Raw genomic sequence first — 18,931 nt, 5'->3', positions numbered from 1 at the left:
GGTTTTCAGTAGGCGGCTTTTGTTTTGTTCATTGCATTTTTTTCCAGAACGCTTGTTCCAGTTTCTTTTCGCTTGAATAGCCGCGTTTGCTCTGCTCGGAACGATCCGTATATTTGGCAAGGTCTGCTTTCAAATGCTGCATTTCTTTTACCGTAAGCGGTTTCCTGCTGACGAGCTTCTGCAGCAGTCCGATCATTTCCCAATTCTTCAGGCCGCCGTTAAAAGGCCCGCTGTTAATGAGGCGGTCGCTGAGTGCTGCCCCGATTTGCTGCAAGTTAAATTGCCGATTTTCAGAGCGCGTAGTCATTTCCAGAAAACCTGAAATCTCGGCTGCCAGCTGCGCGGTGCTTTTATCATTAAAAAACTTTGTACGGTTCAAATCGCTGCTGATTTCTTTCAGTTCTCCACTCAGTCGCTTTTCTTTTTCTTTAATGGGCGGTGGATCGTAGCCGCTTTTCTTCACATATGTGCGCGCTTTATGCTGTGCAGATTTCAGGTATTCAAGTGCTTTATGCTCAAAAGGCAATGCTTTCTCAGGCTCATACATGCGCAGATGCAGCTCGGATTGCCACATTTGTTCCAATGCCATTTTCAACAAGCTGCGCGTAGACTGCTCATAAAAAGTATTTGTCTCTGCGTCGTCATGCGCATGCACATATTGCTCCATAAGAGCAGCAATCGGATCTTTTTCAGCTGCGTCGTCATGCTCTTCTCCGTGATCATGCGTGTCCTGATGCGCCGGCTCCGACGCCCTCCGCTCGGCCGCTTCGCCTTCGCCGTCCGACTTATGCGTGAATGCATCGAGCATATTCCCGCCGTCCGTTCCCGCGGGCGGCGCCCCGCCACCGCCAATGCTGGTTTCAAATTCCTCGCCCAGATACTGTCCGTAACGCAGCCGGAGTACTTTCTGGTCAAAACCGATTTCATTGGATACCGAAGCAAATGCTTTCTGCGTCAGCTTTTTACGTCTGGCGATCAACTTTTCCGTATCGATGATAATCTGCCGCTGACTCCGGAAATATTCCGGCATGATGTTCACCGCCATCGTTGCCAGTTCGGCTTCTTCAACCTGCGCAGTGTCTTTGAAAACAAGAAAATAGGTGTCCGATTTGCTAAAATTGGCTTGCGGGATTTTGTTGTCAATGGCGGCCCAGTAGTAATACAATTCATCGCCGGGCGCGAAGTTCAATTCGTTCAGGTCAATCTCTTTTTGCAAACGGGCCTGTTTGAAATCCGAAGGCGACAGCGGAAATTTCACTTCGCGGAACTTCACATTTTCACCCGAACCCCTGGCCACCGTCGCTACAATGAATGCTTGCCTGACCAGGAAATCGTCAGAAACGCTGGCCGAAATCCGGATGGTTTTTTTATCTTTCAGAAAATGATATTTGTAAAGTTCTTTGGAAGCAGGCTCTATTTTCGGAGCGAGATCCGGAACGGCTTCCAGCCTGTAAAACTCAGATTGATAAACGAGCGAATCATTCCAGTAACCTTTAATGGCATACAAACCAGAGCCCGTCAGTCGGTCGGAATGTATAAAAGAACCTTGTTGTTTACGGAATGAAATTTCTTCACCGCGATTATTGGCCAAACGGACTTCGAGATTTTCCGAGTGTGTGAAAGCCAGCTTCCATTGCAGCGATGAACCGGATATGGTGCTCACGTTGAGGTCAACGGATTCACGCTTCGGCAGTTTTGTGTAGGCAGGCGGCGTGATCAAAACACTGGCAGATTCAAATTCAGGAGCGACAGGCGCGTTCTCTTTTTGTCCTGTCAAACGCTTATTGGCAACTGCTTCCTTACCTTTTTTATCAAAATTTATTTTCGGATAAATAAAATGAAATGCCGCCGCAAACAACAGGAATCCAGCATAGGGGCCTAACCCGCGGTATAATTGAAAAAAAGGAAAATCAAACTGCCTTCCTGCAATCCGCTCCATTTGCAATTGTTCTGCCAGGTTGAGCTCCGCCTTATCCAGCAAATGCAAACTATGCTCCGTGCCGCCCACATACTGATGAATGAGCGATATGGCCGTCCGTTTTTTGTTTTGAAATACGCGCGTTGATCCAATGCCAACTGCAAAACCGGCAACGCCGGACAACATGCTGAAAATGTGCTCAGAACCGGCGAAGGCAGAAACCAGAAGATAAGCCGAAGCAGCCAGCAGCACACAACGCAAAAGCGCGCTGGCATAAAGCTGGCTGGTCACCGAGCCGATCAGTTTTCTAAGTTCATGCATGGTTTGTACGAATCGTTTTGCGCAATGCAATCCAGCGTTCCACCAGGAGCGACAGCACAAAAAATAAAATGATCCACTGGCTGAAAATACTTTTCTCTCTGTTCTTATCCGGCTTTGCCAATTCGAAGTGAGCTGCTAATTGTTTGTTACTAAGCTTGATATCGGGCTTACTTAACCTGAAATGCGCAATCATCAGATTTCCCAGCCATTCAGGCAACTGCCCGTTTCTTACAATATCGGATGTCGAGAGCCGCAAAGAATCGGGAACCATAATAACGTTCGTGGCAGCGTGAGCCGTGCTATTTTCCGCTGGAATCACGTAGAGCGTTTTCGGATTGTATTCATCCACGGACTTATCCATCAGGATCCAGTCATATGCCGTTTCAGGCTGCTTTTTCAGATCGATTGTGAACGGGATTTTATACACTTCCATCAAAGCCAGAAGCCCGGCCTGAACGGTCAGCTGTTCGCCTGCATTTTTGTAGTCGGCCAGTACATGAATTTTATCTTTTCCGGTTTTTTCCATTAATCCGGAAAACGGATTTTCCGGTTTCCGCACCGAATCTGTCATGCTGTGAATTTCAAAAGAATCTGGAATGTAAATTTTAGGAATTTGGCTAAAATCTTGTACATCACTAATATACAAATGGATGTCTGCCTTTTTATTCGCTAGCCCGTTAATGGTTTGTTGCAGGAAAAGCAGGCCGCCGCTATTTTGTGGAACTGTGTTTATGTCCTTCATTTCCACAGTTGCCGGCGCTATCCAGAAAACTTTTTCGCCTTTTTTCATGGCGTTTTCCAGTTCGAACCGGAAGTTGCCGGCCACTTTTTCATGGCTTTGAACCAGATGAACTTGCTCCTGAACAGGCTTGCTTTTCATCCAGTTCAAAATGGGCCTGCTTAAAATCATTGACAACAGCATAACCAGCAGACACCGGATCAAAAGCAACGGAATTTCGTCCAGACGAAGCCCGCGGTGCTGCAGAGCTGTTTTCTCCGTAAGCCATTGGGAGGCTGCCCATGCTATTGTTTTGCCTTTTTTCTGATACCAGAAATGGATCATAACCGGCACTGTTACCGCCAGCATTCCCCAAAGCAAATCTGGATTCAAAAATTCCATCTATCCTTTTCTTTTGATTAAATAGTTCTTCAGCACCATTCCGACCGGATCACTCATGCGCGCCCGGACCAGCTGCACATGCGGAATCTGCAATGCTTCTTTCAGTTGCTGCAAATATAGTTCTGCCGATTCGCGGAACTTTTCTCTCACCGAACCTGCGTCCAGCTCCATTTCTTTTCCCGTTTCCAAATCTTTGAACCGGTAAAATCCGTCCAGATTAAAATCGATTTCCTGATCACCGAGAATCTGAAAAACCACAATTTCACGCTGCGAACTGGCAAGCGACCGGATCAGTTGCAGCCACTCGTCCTGCGCCTGCAAAAAATCGCTGACGAAGATCAGCTGCTCCTTTTTCTTGGATTGCAGTTCCGGAAACCGGATCCCGGCGCCTGACTCACCCGGTATTCGCCAGGGGCCTTCGGCTACGGTTTTCTCCAGACCAACCAGTATTTTCTGGAAAGTCTGCCTGCCGGAAGAAGAAGCACCGGCCGCGGAAATGGTTTGTATTGTGCTGTTTTTCAATGTGTACAAACTCATCTGGTCATTCTGAATATAACAGAGATAACTCAGTGAAGCCAGCAAAATCTGTGCGTACTGAAGGCGCGTAACGCCATTTTCACCATAATTCATGGATCCCGAAAGGTCCAGCACAAACCGCACTTGCTTGTCACTTTCCGTGGAAGATTCCCGGATCAGATGTTTGTCCGTACGCGCAAAGAGTTTCCAGTCAATCCGTTTCGGATCGTCGCCGGGTTCATAATGCCGGTATTGTTCAAATTCCACACCGATTCCCGACCGCCTGCTGGAATGAATGCCCAGCATCAGCTCTTCGCTCACCAGCTTGCCGGTCAGTTGAAGGTTTTTGAGCTTGATCAGTTGAGAGGCCAGGAGGCCGGTGCTTTTTGTCATGCAGATGAAGTAAAAATCTCAGTTTTTCACCGTTCGCAACAACTGGTCAATCACCTGATCCGTGCTGATGTTTTCGGCTTCGGCGCGGAAATTCATGGCAATCCGGTGTCTTAGCACCGGATAAGCCAACGTCTGAATGTCTTCCGGGATTACGGCGAATCGCTCATTCAGGACTGCACGGGCTTTTGCACACAAAACGAGCGCCTGGCCTGCGCGCGGGCCCGCTCCCCAGTCGCACCATTCTTTTACAAAATCGGACGGGCTTCCATCCGGCCTTGTTGCACGAACCAGTTTGTTGATCCATTGAATCAAATCGTCGCTGATATGCACTTGCCTCGTCAGTTTTTGCAATTCCACGATTTCAATGTCTGCCAGAACGCGGTTTACGTTTGCTTTGAATGATCCGGTTGTCCCTTTTAAAATGTCCAGTTCTTCCTGCTCGCCGGGGTAACTCAGCTTGATGTAAAGCAAAAACCGGTCGAGCTGGGCTTCGGGCAGTGGATATGTTCCGGCCTGCTCGATGGGGTTTTGCGTGGCGATGATCAGGAACGGGCCTGGCAGCTCGTAATTCGTTCCGCCGTACGTGACCGATTTTTCCTGCATGGCTTCCAGTAATGCGGCCTGCGTTTTGGGCGGCGTCCGGTTTATCTCATCAGCCAGAACCACATTGGCAAAAACCGGCCCCTGATTGAATTTGAAAAACTTCCTGCCCGTTTCGTGATCTTCTTCCAGAATCTCCGTCCCGACAATGTCTCCGGGCATCAGGTCGGGTGTGAACTGAATTCGTTTGAAACTCATATGCAGCGCCTCCGACATGGTTTTTACCATCAATGTCTTTGCCAGACCGGGCACGCCTTCCAGCAGGCAGTGTCCTGATGCGAGCAGGGAAATCAATATTTCGTCAATCGCTTCCTGCTGCCCGACAATCACTTTGGCAATTTCCTTTTTAAGAAGAGGCAGCTTGGCTACCAGCGTTTTATAATGGCTCAATTCCAGTTTTTCCAAACCTCAGAATGCAGTTTTTGTTCGTTAAAAGTCAAAATTTCAAATTGGTTTCCGGAGTTACAGCGTTCACCGGCATATTATGCATTCAATGCATAAACCACGATATTCACCCCGAAACGAGTATTGTCAACGGCCAGAAAACGCTTGTTCCTGAAATCGTAATCCCACTCACAGCCGTAATCCTTGTTGCTGTAAAGGACACCGATCCTGCCATTGATCGTAACGGCTTTCAGATAATCGTGCACAAGATCATCGCCCCAGCCATTCAGCTCGAAAGAAGTGGTGGGCGGGCCATCTTCAAATTTGAAAAAGCTGTGATAAATCGGATGGTTGTTTGGTATTTTCTGCAAAGCGCGCGGACCAAATGTGCGCTCCATTTCCTGCTCAAATGATTTGGCAAAAAGACCGTCGATATCATGGTTGCAGTCGTCCACAAAAACGAAGCCGCCATTCTGCACATACCTTTTGAAATGATCCCTTTCCTGTGTGGAGAACTCGACGAGCTTGTGCCCGCTCAGATAGCAAAAGGGACTTTTAAAGATCTCGTTACTATCCAGTTGTACCACTTTCTCCTGCTCGTCAATGGGAATGGTGGTATATTCAACCAGCGAATGCAGCAAATTGGACGGCATTCGCTGGTCGGTGTCCCAGTTTCCGGACGTGTACTGAATCCGTGTAAAGAAAAAAGGCTTCAAACTGCGTCGGAAAGTGATGAAAATGTAAACTCCCTGATTTTCATCGGCGGAACGAGGTAATTCTGGTCCGATTCCGTGCTCACAACCCGCTCGGATTTCCCCAGTGCTTCCAGATTGTTCAGCATAATGACCGGACTTTCGTTGAAACGGAAATTTTTGACGGGATGCTTGATGACACCGTTTTCAATGTAAAACGTGCCGTCGCGCGTGAGTCCGGTGAGCAGCAAGGTTTGCGGGTCCACTTCGCGGATATACCAGAGTTTCGTCACCAAAATGCCTTGTTTGGTGGATCTGATCAATTCTTCCATCGTCGCCGTGCCGCCTTCCATAATGACATTGCTCGGCTGCGGAACGGGCTGCACATTGTTCTTTTGTGCCCAGTAACGCGAATAAACCATGTTTTTGACAACACCTTTTTCAATCCAGCTCACTTTCTGCAAAGGCTGCCCGTCACCCGACCACGGCGATGCGGGTAAGTCGGGATGCGTAGGGTCCGAATAAATGTTCACGCGCTCGTCCACGATTTTATCTCCCAGTTTTGTTTTTCCGCCCGGCTTACTCAGGAACGAGCGACCTTCGTCTGCACTTCTGGCATCGAAATTAAAATAGATATTTTCCAGCAAAACCGCTGCCGCCGTTGGTTCCAGAATCACGGTGTATTTTCCGGGTTCCAGTGCTTTTGCATGCATGGAGCCCATGGCTTTCTGGATTGCAATGGTTGTCGCTGCGGCCGTATCCAGCTTGTTTATATCACTGTAACCCCGCGCAATGTAACCCGAGCCCGTTCCGTCCGGCGTGCGGACAGTAAGCGAAAAGTTGACGCTCGTGCTCGGATAATAAGCAAATAAACCTTTGGAATTCATGATGGCCGAATAGCCTTTCTGATTGTCCAGAAATCCCGCGGCAGTCAGGTTTTTCCCTCTTGATAATTCCAGGCTATTCGCAACCGCATCCGCGCGCTTACCGGCATCAATGCCAGCGGTGGATTCAAAGAAACCGGATGATTTGAGATAAGTCTGCGGTTCCAGAACGCTCATATATTCAGGATTTTCAGGAGCAAGTTTGGCAAGTTCTTCGGAACGCCGCACCACTTTTTCCAGAGATTCATCGCTGAATTCATCAATGGTCGCAACGCCTACTTTTTTGCCAAAGGCGGATTGAACAGATAAATTCTGGTTAACGAGCGATCCGCTTGTCGAGACTTCATTTCGTGCATAACGCAGGTTTCCACGCTCTTCGCCCAGAAGGTTTATTTCGCATTCATCCGCTTTGGAGTAAGCCAGCACTTTTTGCAACAATGCTTTCGCTTCAGTTTCAGATAGTATGATTGACATGGCTGAACGGGTTAGATTTTGCGGGCTGTATTGATGACATTCACGCCATTGAAACGCGTGGTGGAACTGCCGTGCGACACGGCGCTTGACTGTGAAGGCTGACCTTTTCCGTCGAAGAACGAACCGCCGAGACGGTAATCCTTTTCATCACAAACCTGCGTGCAGGAATTCCAGAATTCCTGTGTATTCGACTGATAGGCAACGTCTTTCAGCATTCCCGCGATCTTGCCGTCCTTGATCTCATAAAACAGCTGTCCGCCAAACTGGAAGTTGTAGCGCTGCTGGTCAATGGAGAAAGAACCGTCGCCAATGATGTAAATGCCTTTTTTAACATCCTTGATCATCTCGTCCACAGACAACGGCGTTTTGCCCGCAGCCAGTGAAACATTCGGCATTCGCTGGAACTGCACAGACGACCAGCTGTCGGCATAGCAGCAGCCATGCGACTCTTTTTCACCAATGATGTGCGCCTGATCGCGGATGGCCTGGTAATTTACCAGAACGCCGTCTTTTACCAGATCCCATTTCTTTGTATTCACTCCTTCGTCATCCCAGCCTACTGCGCCAAGAGAACCTTCCTGCAATTTGTCGGCAACGAGGTTCACCTGCTTGCTGCCGTACTGGAAGTTTTTGGATTGCCATTTGTCCAGTGTTGCAAAAGAAGTGCCTGCAAAATTGGCCTCATATCCGAGTACGCGGTCCAGTTCCAGCGGGTGACCGACAGATTCGTGAATGGTCAGCCAAAGGTGTGACGGATCCAGGACCAGATCGTATTTTCCGGCTTCTACGGATTTTGCGGTCAGCTTTTCCTTGGCTTGCCTGGCCGCCGCTATGGCGTCTTCCAGCATGTCATAACCTTTGTTGTAACGTGTGGTTACGCCGGTGATTTTGTCCGAAGGATTGGATTGCAGATAATCATAACCCATGCCCATCGGCGCACTTAATGCGTTTCTGGTTTCAAATTTGCCGCTTTTCGGGTCAATGGCCGTGATGTTGAAAATCGGCCAGATGCGGTGCACGTCTTGATCAATGTAAGAGCCGTCCGTAGAAGCAAAATATTTTTGTTCATTCACCAGAAAAAGCACTGAATTGACATAATTGGCACCGTTTTTCAATGCGGCATCATTGACGGAAAGCAACAGGTCAACCTTTTCTTTGATGGGCACTTCAAATGCATTTTTCTTGATCGGCGCTTTCCAGCTTACTTCGCCAAAACCCTTTTGAGGTGCTAACTGAACGGGTTCTTTCATCAGTCTGGCATTTGCTTTGGCAATGGCTACGGCATCTTCGGCGGCTTTTGCCATCTGCGCCTCATTGTGCACATCCACTACCGCGGCAAAGCCCCAGCAACCGTCTGCAATGACCCGCACGCCCACGCCATAGGATTCCGTATTCACAATGTTCTGAACTTTATCCTCGCGCGTAACCACAAACTGATTGAGATAACGGCCAATCCGGACGTCGGCATAAGAAGCACCTCCGGATTTTGCAGCATTCAGCGCGGCATCGGCAAGCCTTTTTTTGACGGCCACATCAACGCTTTTTTCAAGAAATGCCTCGGGTGAAACATTCCTGCCCATGGCAAAGGCAGGCATCATGAACGCTCCCGTTCCCAATCCGGCCAATTGTATAAAGTCCCTGCGTTTCAAAATATATATGTTTACTGATCGTGACGAATTGATTTTTTTGGCAAAAAAGCGCACAGCATAATCTGGCGAAAAGATTCCTGAGAATCCACGTTCTTTTTACCGGAGGATCATTACGCGTTTGAGCGGCGGCCTCTAAACAGCATCCGAAAGGCTCGTAAATGTAAAGTCACGGATTTTCAGCGGAGGCACGAGGTTCCCGCTTGCACGCACCGGCTTGCCAACTGCTTCCAGATTGTTGAGCATGATAACCGGACTTTCGTTGAACCGGAAATTTTTCACCGGATATTTGATCTGCCCGTTTTCAATGTAAAAAGTGCCGTCCCGCGTAAGACCGGTGTAAAGCAACGTTTGCGGGTCTACGGCGCGGATATACCAGAGTCTTGTAACCAGAATGCCTTTTTCTGTTCCCTTGATCAGATCGGCCAGCGACTCTGTTCCGCCCTGAAAGATAAATCCGGAAGGAGCCGGAATTGCCTTGACGCCTTGTTTCTGAGCCCAGAAGCGGGAGTAGTACATGTTTTTCACAACGCCGTTTTCCACCCACATCACTTTCTCCTGCGGGCGTCCGTCACCGCTGAACGGCGAGCCGGGAATCTCCATATTCTGCGGATCTGAATAAATGTTTACGCGTTCGTCAAAAAGCTTTTCGCCAAGTCTTGTTCCGCCTCCTTTTTTGCCCAGAAAACTCCGGCCTTCATCTGCATTCCGTGCGTCCATGCTGCGCATCATGTTTTGCAAAAGGTCCACGCCGGCCGTTGGTTCGAGGATTACAGTGTATTTTCCCGGTTCCAGTGCCTTTGCCGATGCAGATGCAAGCGCTTTCTGCATGGCCACTTCCGTTGCGGAAGCCGTACTTAACTTGGAGGAGTCATTGTAATCCCGTGCGGCATAACCGGAACCTCTGCCATCTGCCGTGCGTACGGTAATCGAAAAGTCAACCGATGTGGCCTTATTGTAACCAAAAAGACCTTTGTTGTTCCCCATGGCCGAAAATCCGGCCGTGTCTTCCATGTAACCCGCGGCTGTCAGGTTTTTCTTTGCGCAGGGATCGATGCTGTCAAAAGCTGCTTTTGCGCGGTAATCCGGGTTGATCGCAGCGGTTGCTTCGGCAAAAGAATGGGTGTCCGTATATTGTTGCGGCCCGAGCATGGGCACGTATTCGGGGTTGTCGGGAGCCAGTTTTGCTATTTCTTCGGCTCTGCGGACCGTTTTTTCCAGAGAGGCGTCGTCGAACTCGTTGATCGTTGACGTTCCGGATTTTTTGCCGAAAACCGAAGTCACCGAGAGGGACAAATCGGTCGTTTCTCCGCTTGTTGAAACAGAATTTCTTGCATAACGAATGTTGCCGGTCCGGTTACCGTCCAAACCCACGCTGATTTCGTCGGCCTTTGAAAATGCCAGAACTTTATCGATGATTTTTTTCGCTTCTTCCTTGGATAAAATGGCCATTTTTCGAAAATGATTTGCTTAAAAAAATGTGGCTGATCAGCAGAGAATTTACTGCTGTTTGCGTTTTAATCAAATTTTGCGTCCCGTGTTGATGACATTGACGCCGTCGAACCGGGAAGTCGCGCTTCCGTGGGAAACTGCGCTCACCTGTGCAGGCTGGCCTTTTCCATCGAAAAACGAGCCGAATGTGCGGTAATCGTCTTTGTCACAAAGCTGTGAACACGAATTCCAGAATTCCTGTGTGTTGGACTGGTAAGCCACATCGTCCAGCATGCCCGCAATTTCTCCGTTTTTGATCTCATAAAAGACCTGACCGCCAAACTGAAAATTATAACGCTGCTGGTCAATCGAGTAGGAGCCCCGGCCAATGATGTAAATGCCTTTTTCAACGCCTTTGATCATGTCCAGCACGCTGCGTTTTTCGGTGCCCGGCTTTAATGAAATGTTGGGCATGCGCTGAAACTGAACCGAATTCCAGTTATCAGCATAACAGCAGCCATGCGATTCTTTTTCGCCGATGATCTTTGCTTGATCGCGGATGGCCTGATAATTGACCAGAACACCGTCTTTGATGATGTCCCATTCCTTGCAGGGAACGCCTTCGTCGTCATAGCCGACGGCTCCAAGCGTGTTAGGCTGTGTTTTGTCCGCAACAATGTTCACCAGCTTGCTTCCGTAAGCAAAGTTTTTTGACTCCCATTTATCCAGCGTTGCAAAGCTCGTTCCGGCATAATTGGCTTCATAACCCAGCACGCGGTCAAGTTCCGTAGGGTGACCAACCGATTCATGAATGGTCAATCCAAGGTGATTGGGGTCCAGAACAAGGTCATATTTGCCTGCCAGTACCGATTTGGCAGTCATTTTTTCCTTCGCCTGCCTGGCAGCCATCATGGCATCTTCCACCATGTCGTAAGAATTCCGGTAGCCAACCAGCCCATTGGGGCCGGCAATTTTTTCGGAAGCCAGACCGTCCAGATACTCGTAGCCCATACCCATCGGTGAGCTGATAGCGTCGCGTGTCTTGAATTTGCCGGCAGCCTTGTCCGTTACGGTAACGGTGAATGTGGGCCAGATCCGGTGCACATCCTGGTCAATAAACGACCCGTCGGATGAGGCAAAGTATTTTTGTTCGTTTACAAAGAACAAATTGGATGTCACGAAACCGGCACCATTTTTCATCGCCTCTCCGTTCACATTCATTAAAAGGTCTATTTTTTCCTGAATCGGAATTTCGAATGCATTTTTCCGGATCGGCGTCTTCCATGTTTTATCGCCGACTCCTTTTTGCTCAGCCAGTACAACCGGCTCTTTCTGAAACTTTGAATTTGCTTTGGCAATTTCAACAGCCGTTGCAGCACATCTGGCAATGCCTTCCGCGGTCACATCGCTGGTGGCCGAAAATCCCCAGGTCCCATTTGCAATCACACGGATGCCGACGCCATAGGATTCCGCATTGACGATGTTCTGAACCTGTTTTTCGCGGGTGAAAAGATACTGCTGCAAATAGCGCCCGATCCGGACGTCCGTGTACGTTGCACCTTTGCTTCTGGCCGCATTCAGCGCAATTTCCGAAAACTTTTTCTTGGCAGCGGCGTCGATCCACGGTTCGAGCAAATGTGCTGCGCTCACGGGATTGCCGGTAACCGGAACGGAGGCAAGCATCAAAGCGCCCGTGCCGAGCCCGGCCATTTGCATAAAATCTCTTCTTTTCATTAAGATTCAGGATGTAAATTGAAGTCCATTCAAATCGAAAAAAGCCATCCATGCAGTCAGAATGATGAAAGCGGCTTCGTATCAGAATGTCAGATTGAAAACACAATGTAAAAAATATTTTCAACAAATATGGCTGTGGTCATTATTTTCCGAATATTGGCTCCAAACAGAAATCAGCCAATCCATAGCGGACTGGCTGATTTTTAAAGCCCTTTGCACTGGATCAAACCGAGTGCGGATGCAGCTGACTTCGGGTCAAAACCGTGTTTATAATGGGAAGTTATCGTGCTGTAAAGAATCTTGTTTCTTCTGAGCAGCATACAATGGTTTTTTATATCTTTATTCACTGCCCGGAATGTAGGCTGAAAACCAAGTACCGGCCTGTTATCCTGATTACTGTCGCGGAAAATGGAATTGTGCAGGTACGAAAACAGCCGTTTTCTGAGAATGCCTATTTTAATGTCATAATTGCAAAACAACTTCCATAATGAGGCTTTTCTTCTTATCACTGTTCTTTTTAATTCCGGCAATAAGTCAGGCTCAATGGAAAACCAGTGCAGGCATTAACATTCCGCCTGTCATAGCCAGGTCGGCAGAGATCAGCTCCGAATTCCGGCGTCATCCGGGATATTCACTGAACCTGAATTTCGGACATACTTTCGGAACAGGCCACACCGGATTGATAAATTACAAAGTGTATGACGGGGTTAGTCAGAGAAGAACATCCGGAACTTTTCTTAAAGCCGGGGCAAGGCTCTATCCCGCATCAATTTCAGGAAAGCAGAAAAATAACCGTTTCTTCCTAGGAGCATTTCTGGTCTTGTCAAAGTATCGGCAGACAGCTTTACAGCAAAAGCTGTCTGAAAATTTCGAATTTTCGGACACCTATATGCCCGTCTCACAAAAAGGAATGGTTCTGTTTCCTGCTGCCACCATCGGATTTCAGCATAACCTGGCCCGTTTTCTTATACTGGACTGGGGATTCCAAAAATCGTTTGTTATTCGGGAGAACAATTATCTGGGGAGACGAGAGCGTAATTACCAGCCTGGCGCAGGGTCTGCTCAGTCGGATCCATTCATCGGATATCTTCAGGGCATTGTCGCTTTAAGATACCAGCTTTCTGATTGAAGCACGTATGGTCTGGTATTTTAATGTTTATGAAGCTTCGTAAGACTTTCCGGTAAAGAAATCCAGAAAAGCGGAGGTTGTGGTTCAGCGAAAATGATCTTTACCCGAGAATGCCTGAAATAACTTTTATAGGAGGAAATCAGGGCTTTCCAGGATTTCCATTCTGTTTGTTATTAGATCGGGAGCTACTAGTTAAAAAATATCCTGTTTCACAACAAACAGGATTACGTAAAAAGCGGCTTTTCGGCTCCTTTCATTATTTTAACTTATAATAACACAGATTTGAAATAATTAAATAAAAAATGTTGTGATTTGCATATGAATGGTTGTTTATTCGAATCTTAACACACGGATTTCATGAAGCAGAACTCCTTATCTGCCGATCCACTCGATGTTCTGACAAACTGGAAGCTGTTTCTGGCCGGCGATATGCCTGCTTTTGGCAAGCTCATGTCGCAGCATTTCCAGATTCTTTTCCACTACGGCAACAAGTTTTCCCGTGACCCTGAATTTGTGAAGGATTGTATACAGGATGTTTTTCTTAATCTTTGGGAACGACGTGCTTACCTTGCTTCGGACGTAGCTGTAAAGCCTTATCTCATGGCCTCCCTGCGACGGCACATGCACCGGACGAGCAAAAACTTCAATTTGGAAACTGCTGCTTACGAGCAGGATGCGGAGTTCGATATTTTGTTTTCGGTGGAGCAGGAATTCATTGAAAATGAAGCGACGATGATGATGGCGCAGCGTGTCAAACATTTTGTGGACTTGCTGCCCGCGCGTCAGAAGGAGGTTGTTTATCTGCGTTTTTTTCAGGACCTCGACCGCAGCCAGATCGCCCATATTATGGACGTCTCCCCCCAGACAGTTTCCAATCTGCTTCAAATTGCATTGAAACAGCTCAGAAAAAGCTGGCATCTGGTGTCAGCCCTGCTCGGATTTTTCTTCTGGGCGTGATGTTTTCCTGTTTTTTTTTATCTTTTCAAAGAAAAAATTTAATAAACCGTTGGTATCCCGCACCTGATTTTGTCTATAGTGATTCAGACGCATTCACCAGGCTATGGAGCACTATAAAAACTTTGAGGTTGACGATTTTGTATGGGACGAATACTTCCGCCAGTGGGTGCTCCATCCCACCCGGGAAAGTCATGCGGCATGGAATGAATGGCTTGCCAAAAATCCTTCCCGGGCGGAGGTTCTGCACCGTGCCCGTCAGATCGTACAATCGCTGCAGATCAAAGAAAGCAGCCTGTCCGAAGAGGAGATAAAGTCGATGGTGGATACCACTCTGCAGCGCATCGGCTCGCCTAAACCGGAAGAGCGCAGATGGAACATCAGCCATTACATCGGCCATGCCCGATGGGTCCGGGTGGCTGCCTCCGTACTGCTGCTGCTGGCAGTCGGCTGGATGGTTAATCATAAGAAGACAAACCAGGCTGTCACATCATCAACCGGAACTACCGTCGGTGCCGGCAGCCACAACGCGCAACAGATGGTGGAGCGAACCAACCACGGCGTTTCACCATTGCTGGTTCTGCTGCCAGACGGCAGCCGCATTACCTTGATGAAAGGCAGCCGGATTTCTTACCCCGAGCATTTTGATCAGTCGGTTCGTGAAGTTTCCATGGTCGGTGAAGCTTTCTTTGATATTCAGAAAGCGCCCGAAAGACCTTTTATCGTGTATGCCGGCGAGCTTGTTACCAAAGTGCTGGGTACCAGTTTTCTGATCCGGGCTTATCCGGCTAACCGGGAAGTGACGGTGGAAGTAAAAACCGGCCTGGTATCCGTTTCTGCATACGGAAAAGCTTCCCAGGCGCTGAATGACCGGCATGAAGCAAACGGGATGATCTTGTCGCCAAACCAGAAAGTAATTTTTGAAAAAAACGAGGTACGGCTGGTTAAAACACTCGTCGCCGAGCCCGAGATCATTGTGCCGGATGCGGCTGCGCTGCATTTTGAATTTGAAGATGTTCCTGTCAGTGAAGCATTTGACGCCATCGCAAAGGCTTATGGGATCGAAATCCGCTATGATAAGCATTTGCTTTCAGACTGTCCGCTGACGGCCAAACTGGATACTCAGACCCTACGCGAAAAGCTGAGCATAATCTGTCTGGCCGTGGAAGCAACTTATGAGATTGTGGATGGACAGATTGTGGTCCAGAGCAAAGGATGCAAGAATTAAATCACCTATAAACCCTGTGTATGAAAATAGCCCGAACCAGCTGATCCGCCTTACCTGAAAAAGAACCGGCGATGTTCCCGCATCACCGGTTCATGAATTCCCCTGAATGATTGGCGTCATGGACCTTCTCGGAAAGAAGGCAGGGGTTTGTTTTGCCAATTTTTTCCTAAAAAACAAAACGTTCAAATCTATGAAAAAAAAATTGATGTACCGAAAGGTGCTCTTGTGGACGATGAGAATAACAGCTATCCAACTCATGTTCGCCCTTTTATGTCTTGGAACCGGCTATGCGCGTGAGGGCAGCGCGCAATCGCTTTTGTCTCAGAAAATTTCGGTATCCGCCTCGGGTTCTGAAATCCGTAAAGTGCTGAGCCAGATTGAAAAGCAGGTCGAAGTCAGGTTCGTATTCAGTTCAAAGCTGATCCAGTCGATGCGTAAAGTGACGCTGAATGTACAGAACAGGCCGCTTTATGAAGTGCTTGACCATGTGCTTACACCGCTTGCCCTCGAGTATGAAGTCTCCGGAAACATCATTATCCTGAAACGGCAGGGTAGTACCCCGGAAGAAACAGCACCGTCCGCAGCCCCGAAGAAAATCGTTACGGGGAAAGTCCTTGACGAATCCCAGAATGGCCTTCCCGGCGTGAGCGTGGTGCTGAAAGGTACGCAAACCGGCACTAGCACCGATGGCGAAGGCGTTTTTCAGCTCGAAATCCCGGATTCGGAGCCCGGTGCGGTGCTTGTTTTCAGCTTCGTCGGTTATCAGTCGCAGGAAGTCGTTCCGGGCACGCAGTCGGCGCTGACGGTCAGCATGGCACTGGAAGATAAGTCACTGCAGGAGATCGTGGTCATTGGTTACGGTCAGGTAAAAAAAAGTGATTTGACCGGGTCCGTGGCTTCCATTAAATCCGCCGAACTGAATGCCTATCCCGTGACGAACCTTGTGCAATCACTGGCCGGACGTGCTGCCGGCGTTTATGTTTCACAAAATACCGGTGCGCCCGGCAGCCCCATCAGCGTGCGTGTGCGCGGTACCAACTCAATCCAGGGCAGCAATGAGCCGCTGTATGTAGTCGATGGCTTTCCGTATTCGGGCAACCCGACGCTGCTTAACAATGCGGACATTGAGTCCATTGAAGTCTTGAAAGATGCATCCGCCACGGCCATTTATGGTTCGCGCGGCGCAAACGGCGTGGTCCTGATCACGACCAAGCGCGGTAAGGCGGGCAAAGTCACCGTGGATTACGACGGTTATTATGGTGTGCAGAAAATCAGGAAAAAGCTGGATCTGATGAATGCCACGGAATATGCAAACTTTTACAATGAACAAGCCGCCAATGACGGCCTGGCACCTCATTTTACGCAGGATCAGATCAACAGTTTCGGCGAAGGAACCGACTGGCAGGACCAGGTTTTCCAAAGCGCGCCCATTCAGAACCATGCATTGAGCGTGAGCGGCGGAAGCGAAAAAACGCGTTTCTCGGCTTCTGTGAGTAATTTTAGTCAGGACGGGATTATCAAAAATTCCGATTATGTGCGCAATGCATTGCGTCTGAACCTGAGCTCGGACATCAGTAAAATGTTCAAATTTGAGCTCAGCTCCATTCTGAGCCGCATTGACTCGGACCGTAAAAATTCGGAAGGCGGAAACCGCGGCGGCACGCTCATGTCGGGGTTCCTTTCCGCATACCCGACCATCGCGCCCATCCTGGAAGACGGGAGTTACAGCAAACTCGCAGAAGCTTATGCCTGGGGTTCCAATGTGATCATCAATCCGCTGAATTACCTGAACCGGTATTCTGATAAAATCCGCTCCAATAAAATACTGACCAATGCGGCTGTGACTTTCGAGCCTGTTAAAGGCCTGCAGATCAAAACGCTCGCAGGAGTGGAAACAACCAATGACAGGACGGATACATATACCACCACGCAGTTTGTCAATTCAAAAGGCTCTGCTGCATTGGGAAGAGATGAGGTCGTAAGCTTGTTGAGTGAAAATACCGTAAGTTATCTGAAAGATTATGGTAAGCACCGTATTTCCGCAGTCGCCGGTTTTACTTATCAGGATTATACGGCAACTTCGTTCCGGACCTCCGCAACGGGTTTTATCAGTGATAATCAGGAAACCTACGACATCGGCGCAGCCGCAACACAGGGCGTGCCGAGCTCCTCGTATTTGAACTGGAAATTGCTTTCCTATCTGGGCCGGGTCAATTATACATTCAATGACAAGATACTGGCCACGATCAGCTTCCGTGCGGATGGTTCATCGAGGTACAGTGAAGGACAAAAATGGGGGTATTTTCCTTCCGCAGCCCTGGCGTGGCGTCTGAGCGAGGAGAAATTCATCCAGGATATTTCCTTCATTTCAGATCTTAAAGTGCGGGTAGGTTACGGAGAAACCGGCAATACTTCCATTAATCCCTATTTTACATTGAACCAGCTGGCGTCGGGTCAGGTCGTTTTTGGCGATGCACTTACAGTTTCGTATGCGCCGGGCCAGCGTCTTGCCGGGCCATTGAAATGGGAAACCACGGCCCAGACAGATTTCGGTATTGATCTGGGAATGCTGAACAACCGCATTAGTCTGACAGCAGATTATTACATTAAAAACACGCGAGACCTGCTAAATAACGTGGCCCTTCCTTCGTCACTCGGCTACACTTTCACGGTTCAGAATATCGGCAAGATACAGAACAAGGGATTTGAACTCGGCATCAACGGTACGGTGCTGGAAGGTGCATTCAAATGGAACCTGGGCGGAAATATTTCCATCAACAGAAACCGGGTTGTCAAACTTTATGGCGGCAGCGACATCCTCGGCCGCGAGATCGGTGCAGCGGTGAGCGATAATGTGAATATCCTTCGTGAAGGTTTCCCGCTGGGTTCTTTCTATGGTTATGTTGAAAAAGGGTATGACGAGAAAGGGCTCATCGCTTATGAAGACTTTAACAACAATGGCACACGCGACACCGGCGACAAAAAGATCATTGGTGACCCGAACCCGAAATACACTTACGGGATCAATTCGTCCATGACTTTCAAAAACTTTGACCTCTCGATTTTTGTGCAGGGGTCGGAGGGCAATGATATTTTCAACCTGAGTGCGCAGGGCCAGGGCTATGATTACGGCCAGGCGCTCAACATGCCGCGCGATATTTACCTGAATCACTGGACACCGACCAACACGAATGCAAAGTACCCGGTCATCAAAACATCTTCCCAGGCACAAATGTCGGACCGGTTTGTGGAAGACGGGTCCTATCTCCGGGTGCGTAACATTCAGCTAAGTTATAACCTGCCCGTGTCGAGTCTCAATATCAAGTGGATGCGTCAGGCGCAGATTTACGTAAGCGGACAAAATCTGATCACATTTACCAAATACTCGTGGTACGATCCGGAAGTGAATTCCTACGGCGGCTCCAATTCCTTTGTGCAGGGTATCGACCATTATGTTTATCCAACAGCAAAAACGACTACTGTCGGCATCAGGCTCGGGTTCTAAAT

The 18,931-nt window shown here is 48.6% G+C and carries 14 protein-coding genes; 4 read left to right on the top strand and 10 right to left on the bottom strand.

From position 1 onward, the window contains the following. Positions 1 to 28: 28 nt before the first annotated feature. The 10 genes from FEM33_RS17530 to FEM33_RS17485 form a co-directional block, all read right to left on the bottom strand. Positions 29 to 2,239, bottom strand: a complete 2,211-nt coding sequence (locus tag FEM33_RS17530; RefSeq protein ID WP_139013290.1) for a hypothetical protein — start codon at positions 2,237 to 2,239, stop codon at positions 29 to 31. Next, complete coding sequence (locus FEM33_RS17525) at positions 2,232 to 3,359, bottom strand: BatA domain-containing protein (RefSeq protein WP_139013289.1); 1,128 nt, start codon at positions 3,357 to 3,359, stop codon at positions 2,232 to 2,234. The genes FEM33_RS17530 and FEM33_RS17525 overlap by 8 nt, the downstream gene beginning before the upstream one ends. Next, positions 3,360 to 4,268 carry a DUF58 domain-containing protein gene (locus tag FEM33_RS17520; RefSeq protein WP_139013288.1) on the bottom strand — a complete coding sequence of 303 codons (909 nt, stop codon included), beginning with the start codon at positions 4,266 to 4,268 and terminating at the stop codon, positions 3,360 to 3,362. Positions 4,269 to 4,286: 18 nt separating this feature from the next. Beyond that, a complete protein-coding gene (locus tag FEM33_RS17515) occupies positions 4,287 to 5,273 on the bottom strand; it encodes an AAA family ATPase (protein ID WP_139013287.1) in 987 nt (328 codons plus the stop codon). A 77-nt stretch (positions 5,274 to 5,350) separates the two neighbouring features. Then, the gene (locus FEM33_RS17510) at positions 5,351 to 5,968 is read right to left on the bottom strand and encodes a DUF4159 domain-containing protein (RefSeq protein ID WP_139013286.1); all 618 of its coding nucleotides are present in this window, start codon (positions 5,966 to 5,968) and stop codon (positions 5,351 to 5,353) included. Next, positions 5,965 to 7,302, bottom strand: a complete 1,338-nt coding sequence (locus FEM33_RS17505) for a TldD/PmbA family protein (RefSeq protein ID WP_139013285.1) — start codon at positions 7,300 to 7,302, stop codon at positions 5,965 to 5,967. Before FEM33_RS17505 ends, FEM33_RS17510 begins: the two co-directional genes overlap by 4 nt. A gap of 11 nt (positions 7,303 to 7,313) precedes the next feature. Continuing rightward, entirely contained in the window at positions 7,314 to 8,951 is a 1,638-nt protein-coding gene (locus FEM33_RS17500; protein ID WP_139013284.1) for a TldD/PmbA family protein, read from the bottom strand. A gap of 132 nt (positions 8,952 to 9,083) precedes the next feature. Beyond that, positions 9,084 to 10,400, bottom strand: coding sequence for a TldD/PmbA family protein (locus tag FEM33_RS17495; RefSeq protein WP_139013283.1), 1,317 nt, complete (start codon positions 10,398 to 10,400; stop codon positions 9,084 to 9,086). Between the two features lie 69 nt (positions 10,401 to 10,469). Continuing rightward, positions 10,470 to 12,113, bottom strand: a complete 1,644-nt coding sequence (locus tag FEM33_RS17490; RefSeq protein WP_139013282.1) for a TldD/PmbA family protein — start codon at positions 12,111 to 12,113, stop codon at positions 10,470 to 10,472. A 203-nt stretch (positions 12,114 to 12,316) separates the two neighbouring features. After that, entirely contained in the window at positions 12,317 to 12,622 is a 306-nt protein-coding gene (locus tag FEM33_RS17485; protein WP_139013281.1) for a hypothetical protein, read from the bottom strand. Between FEM33_RS17485 and FEM33_RS17480 the strand changes: the two genes are divergently transcribed. The 4 genes from FEM33_RS17480 to FEM33_RS17465 all read left to right on the top strand — a co-directional run bounded on the left by FEM33_RS17480 (position 12,601) and on the right by FEM33_RS17465 (position 18,929). Beyond that, complete coding sequence (locus FEM33_RS17480; RefSeq protein WP_139013280.1) at positions 12,601 to 13,242, top strand: hypothetical protein; 642 nt, start codon at positions 12,601 to 12,603, stop codon at positions 13,240 to 13,242. The two genes, FEM33_RS17485 and FEM33_RS17480, sit on opposite strands and share 22 nt — an antisense overlap. A gap of 357 nt (positions 13,243 to 13,599) precedes the next feature. After that, a complete protein-coding gene (locus tag FEM33_RS17475; protein ID WP_139013279.1) occupies positions 13,600 to 14,199 on the top strand; it encodes an RNA polymerase sigma factor in 600 nt (199 codons plus the stop codon). A 103-nt stretch (positions 14,200 to 14,302) separates the two neighbouring features. Then, positions 14,303 to 15,424 carry a FecR family protein gene (locus FEM33_RS17470; RefSeq protein WP_139013278.1) on the top strand — a complete coding sequence of 374 codons (1,122 nt, stop codon included), beginning with the start codon at positions 14,303 to 14,305 and terminating at the stop codon, positions 15,422 to 15,424. A 256-nt stretch (positions 15,425 to 15,680) separates the two neighbouring features. Beyond that, positions 15,681 to 18,929, top strand: a complete 3,249-nt coding sequence (locus FEM33_RS17465) for a TonB-dependent receptor (protein WP_139013277.1) — start codon at positions 15,681 to 15,683, stop codon at positions 18,927 to 18,929. Positions 18,930 to 18,931: the final 2 nt, after the last annotated feature.

Origin of the sequence: Dyadobacter flavalbus (genome assembly GCF_006149045.1) — a bacterium.
GTDB classification, from domain to species: domain Bacteria; phylum Bacteroidota; class Bacteroidia; order Cytophagales; family Spirosomataceae; genus Dyadobacter; species Dyadobacter flavalbus.
The sequence above is the reverse complement of the archived record's forward strand: the minus strand, read 5'-3'. Positions and strand labels throughout refer to the sequence as shown.

Coding starts and splice junctions, on each gene's coding strand:
- FEM33_RS17530 (WP_139013290.1), bottom strand. CDS start 2,239: ATGCATGAACTTAGAAAACTGATCGGCTCGGTGACCAGCCAGCTTTAT.
- FEM33_RS17525 (WP_139013289.1), bottom strand. CDS start 3,359: ATGGAATTTTTGAATCCAGATTTGCTTTGGGGAATGCTGGCGGTAACA.
- FEM33_RS17520 (WP_139013288.1), bottom strand. CDS start 4,268: ATGACAAAAAGCACCGGCCTCCTGGCCTCTCAACTGATCAAGCTCAAA.
- FEM33_RS17505 (WP_139013285.1), bottom strand. CDS start 7,302: ATGTCAATCATACTATCTGAAACTGAAGCGAAAGCATTGTTGCAAAAA.
- FEM33_RS17495 (WP_139013283.1), bottom strand. CDS start 10,400: ATGGCCATTTTATCCAAGGAAGAAGCGAAAAAAATCATCGATAAAGTT.
- FEM33_RS17490 (WP_139013282.1), bottom strand. CDS start 12,113: ATGAAAAGAAGAGATTTTATGCAAATGGCCGGGCTCGGCACGGGCGCT.
- FEM33_RS17480 (WP_139013280.1), top strand. CDS start 12,601: ATGAGGCTTTTCTTCTTATCACTGTTCTTTTTAATTCCGGCAATAAGT.
- FEM33_RS17475 (WP_139013279.1), top strand. CDS start 13,600: ATGAAGCAGAACTCCTTATCTGCCGATCCACTCGATGTTCTGACAAAC.
- FEM33_RS17470 (WP_139013278.1), top strand. CDS start 14,303: ATGGAGCACTATAAAAACTTTGAGGTTGACGATTTTGTATGGGACGAA.
- FEM33_RS17465 (WP_139013277.1), top strand. CDS start 15,681: ATGTTCGCCCTTTTATGTCTTGGAACCGGCTATGCGCGTGAGGGCAGC.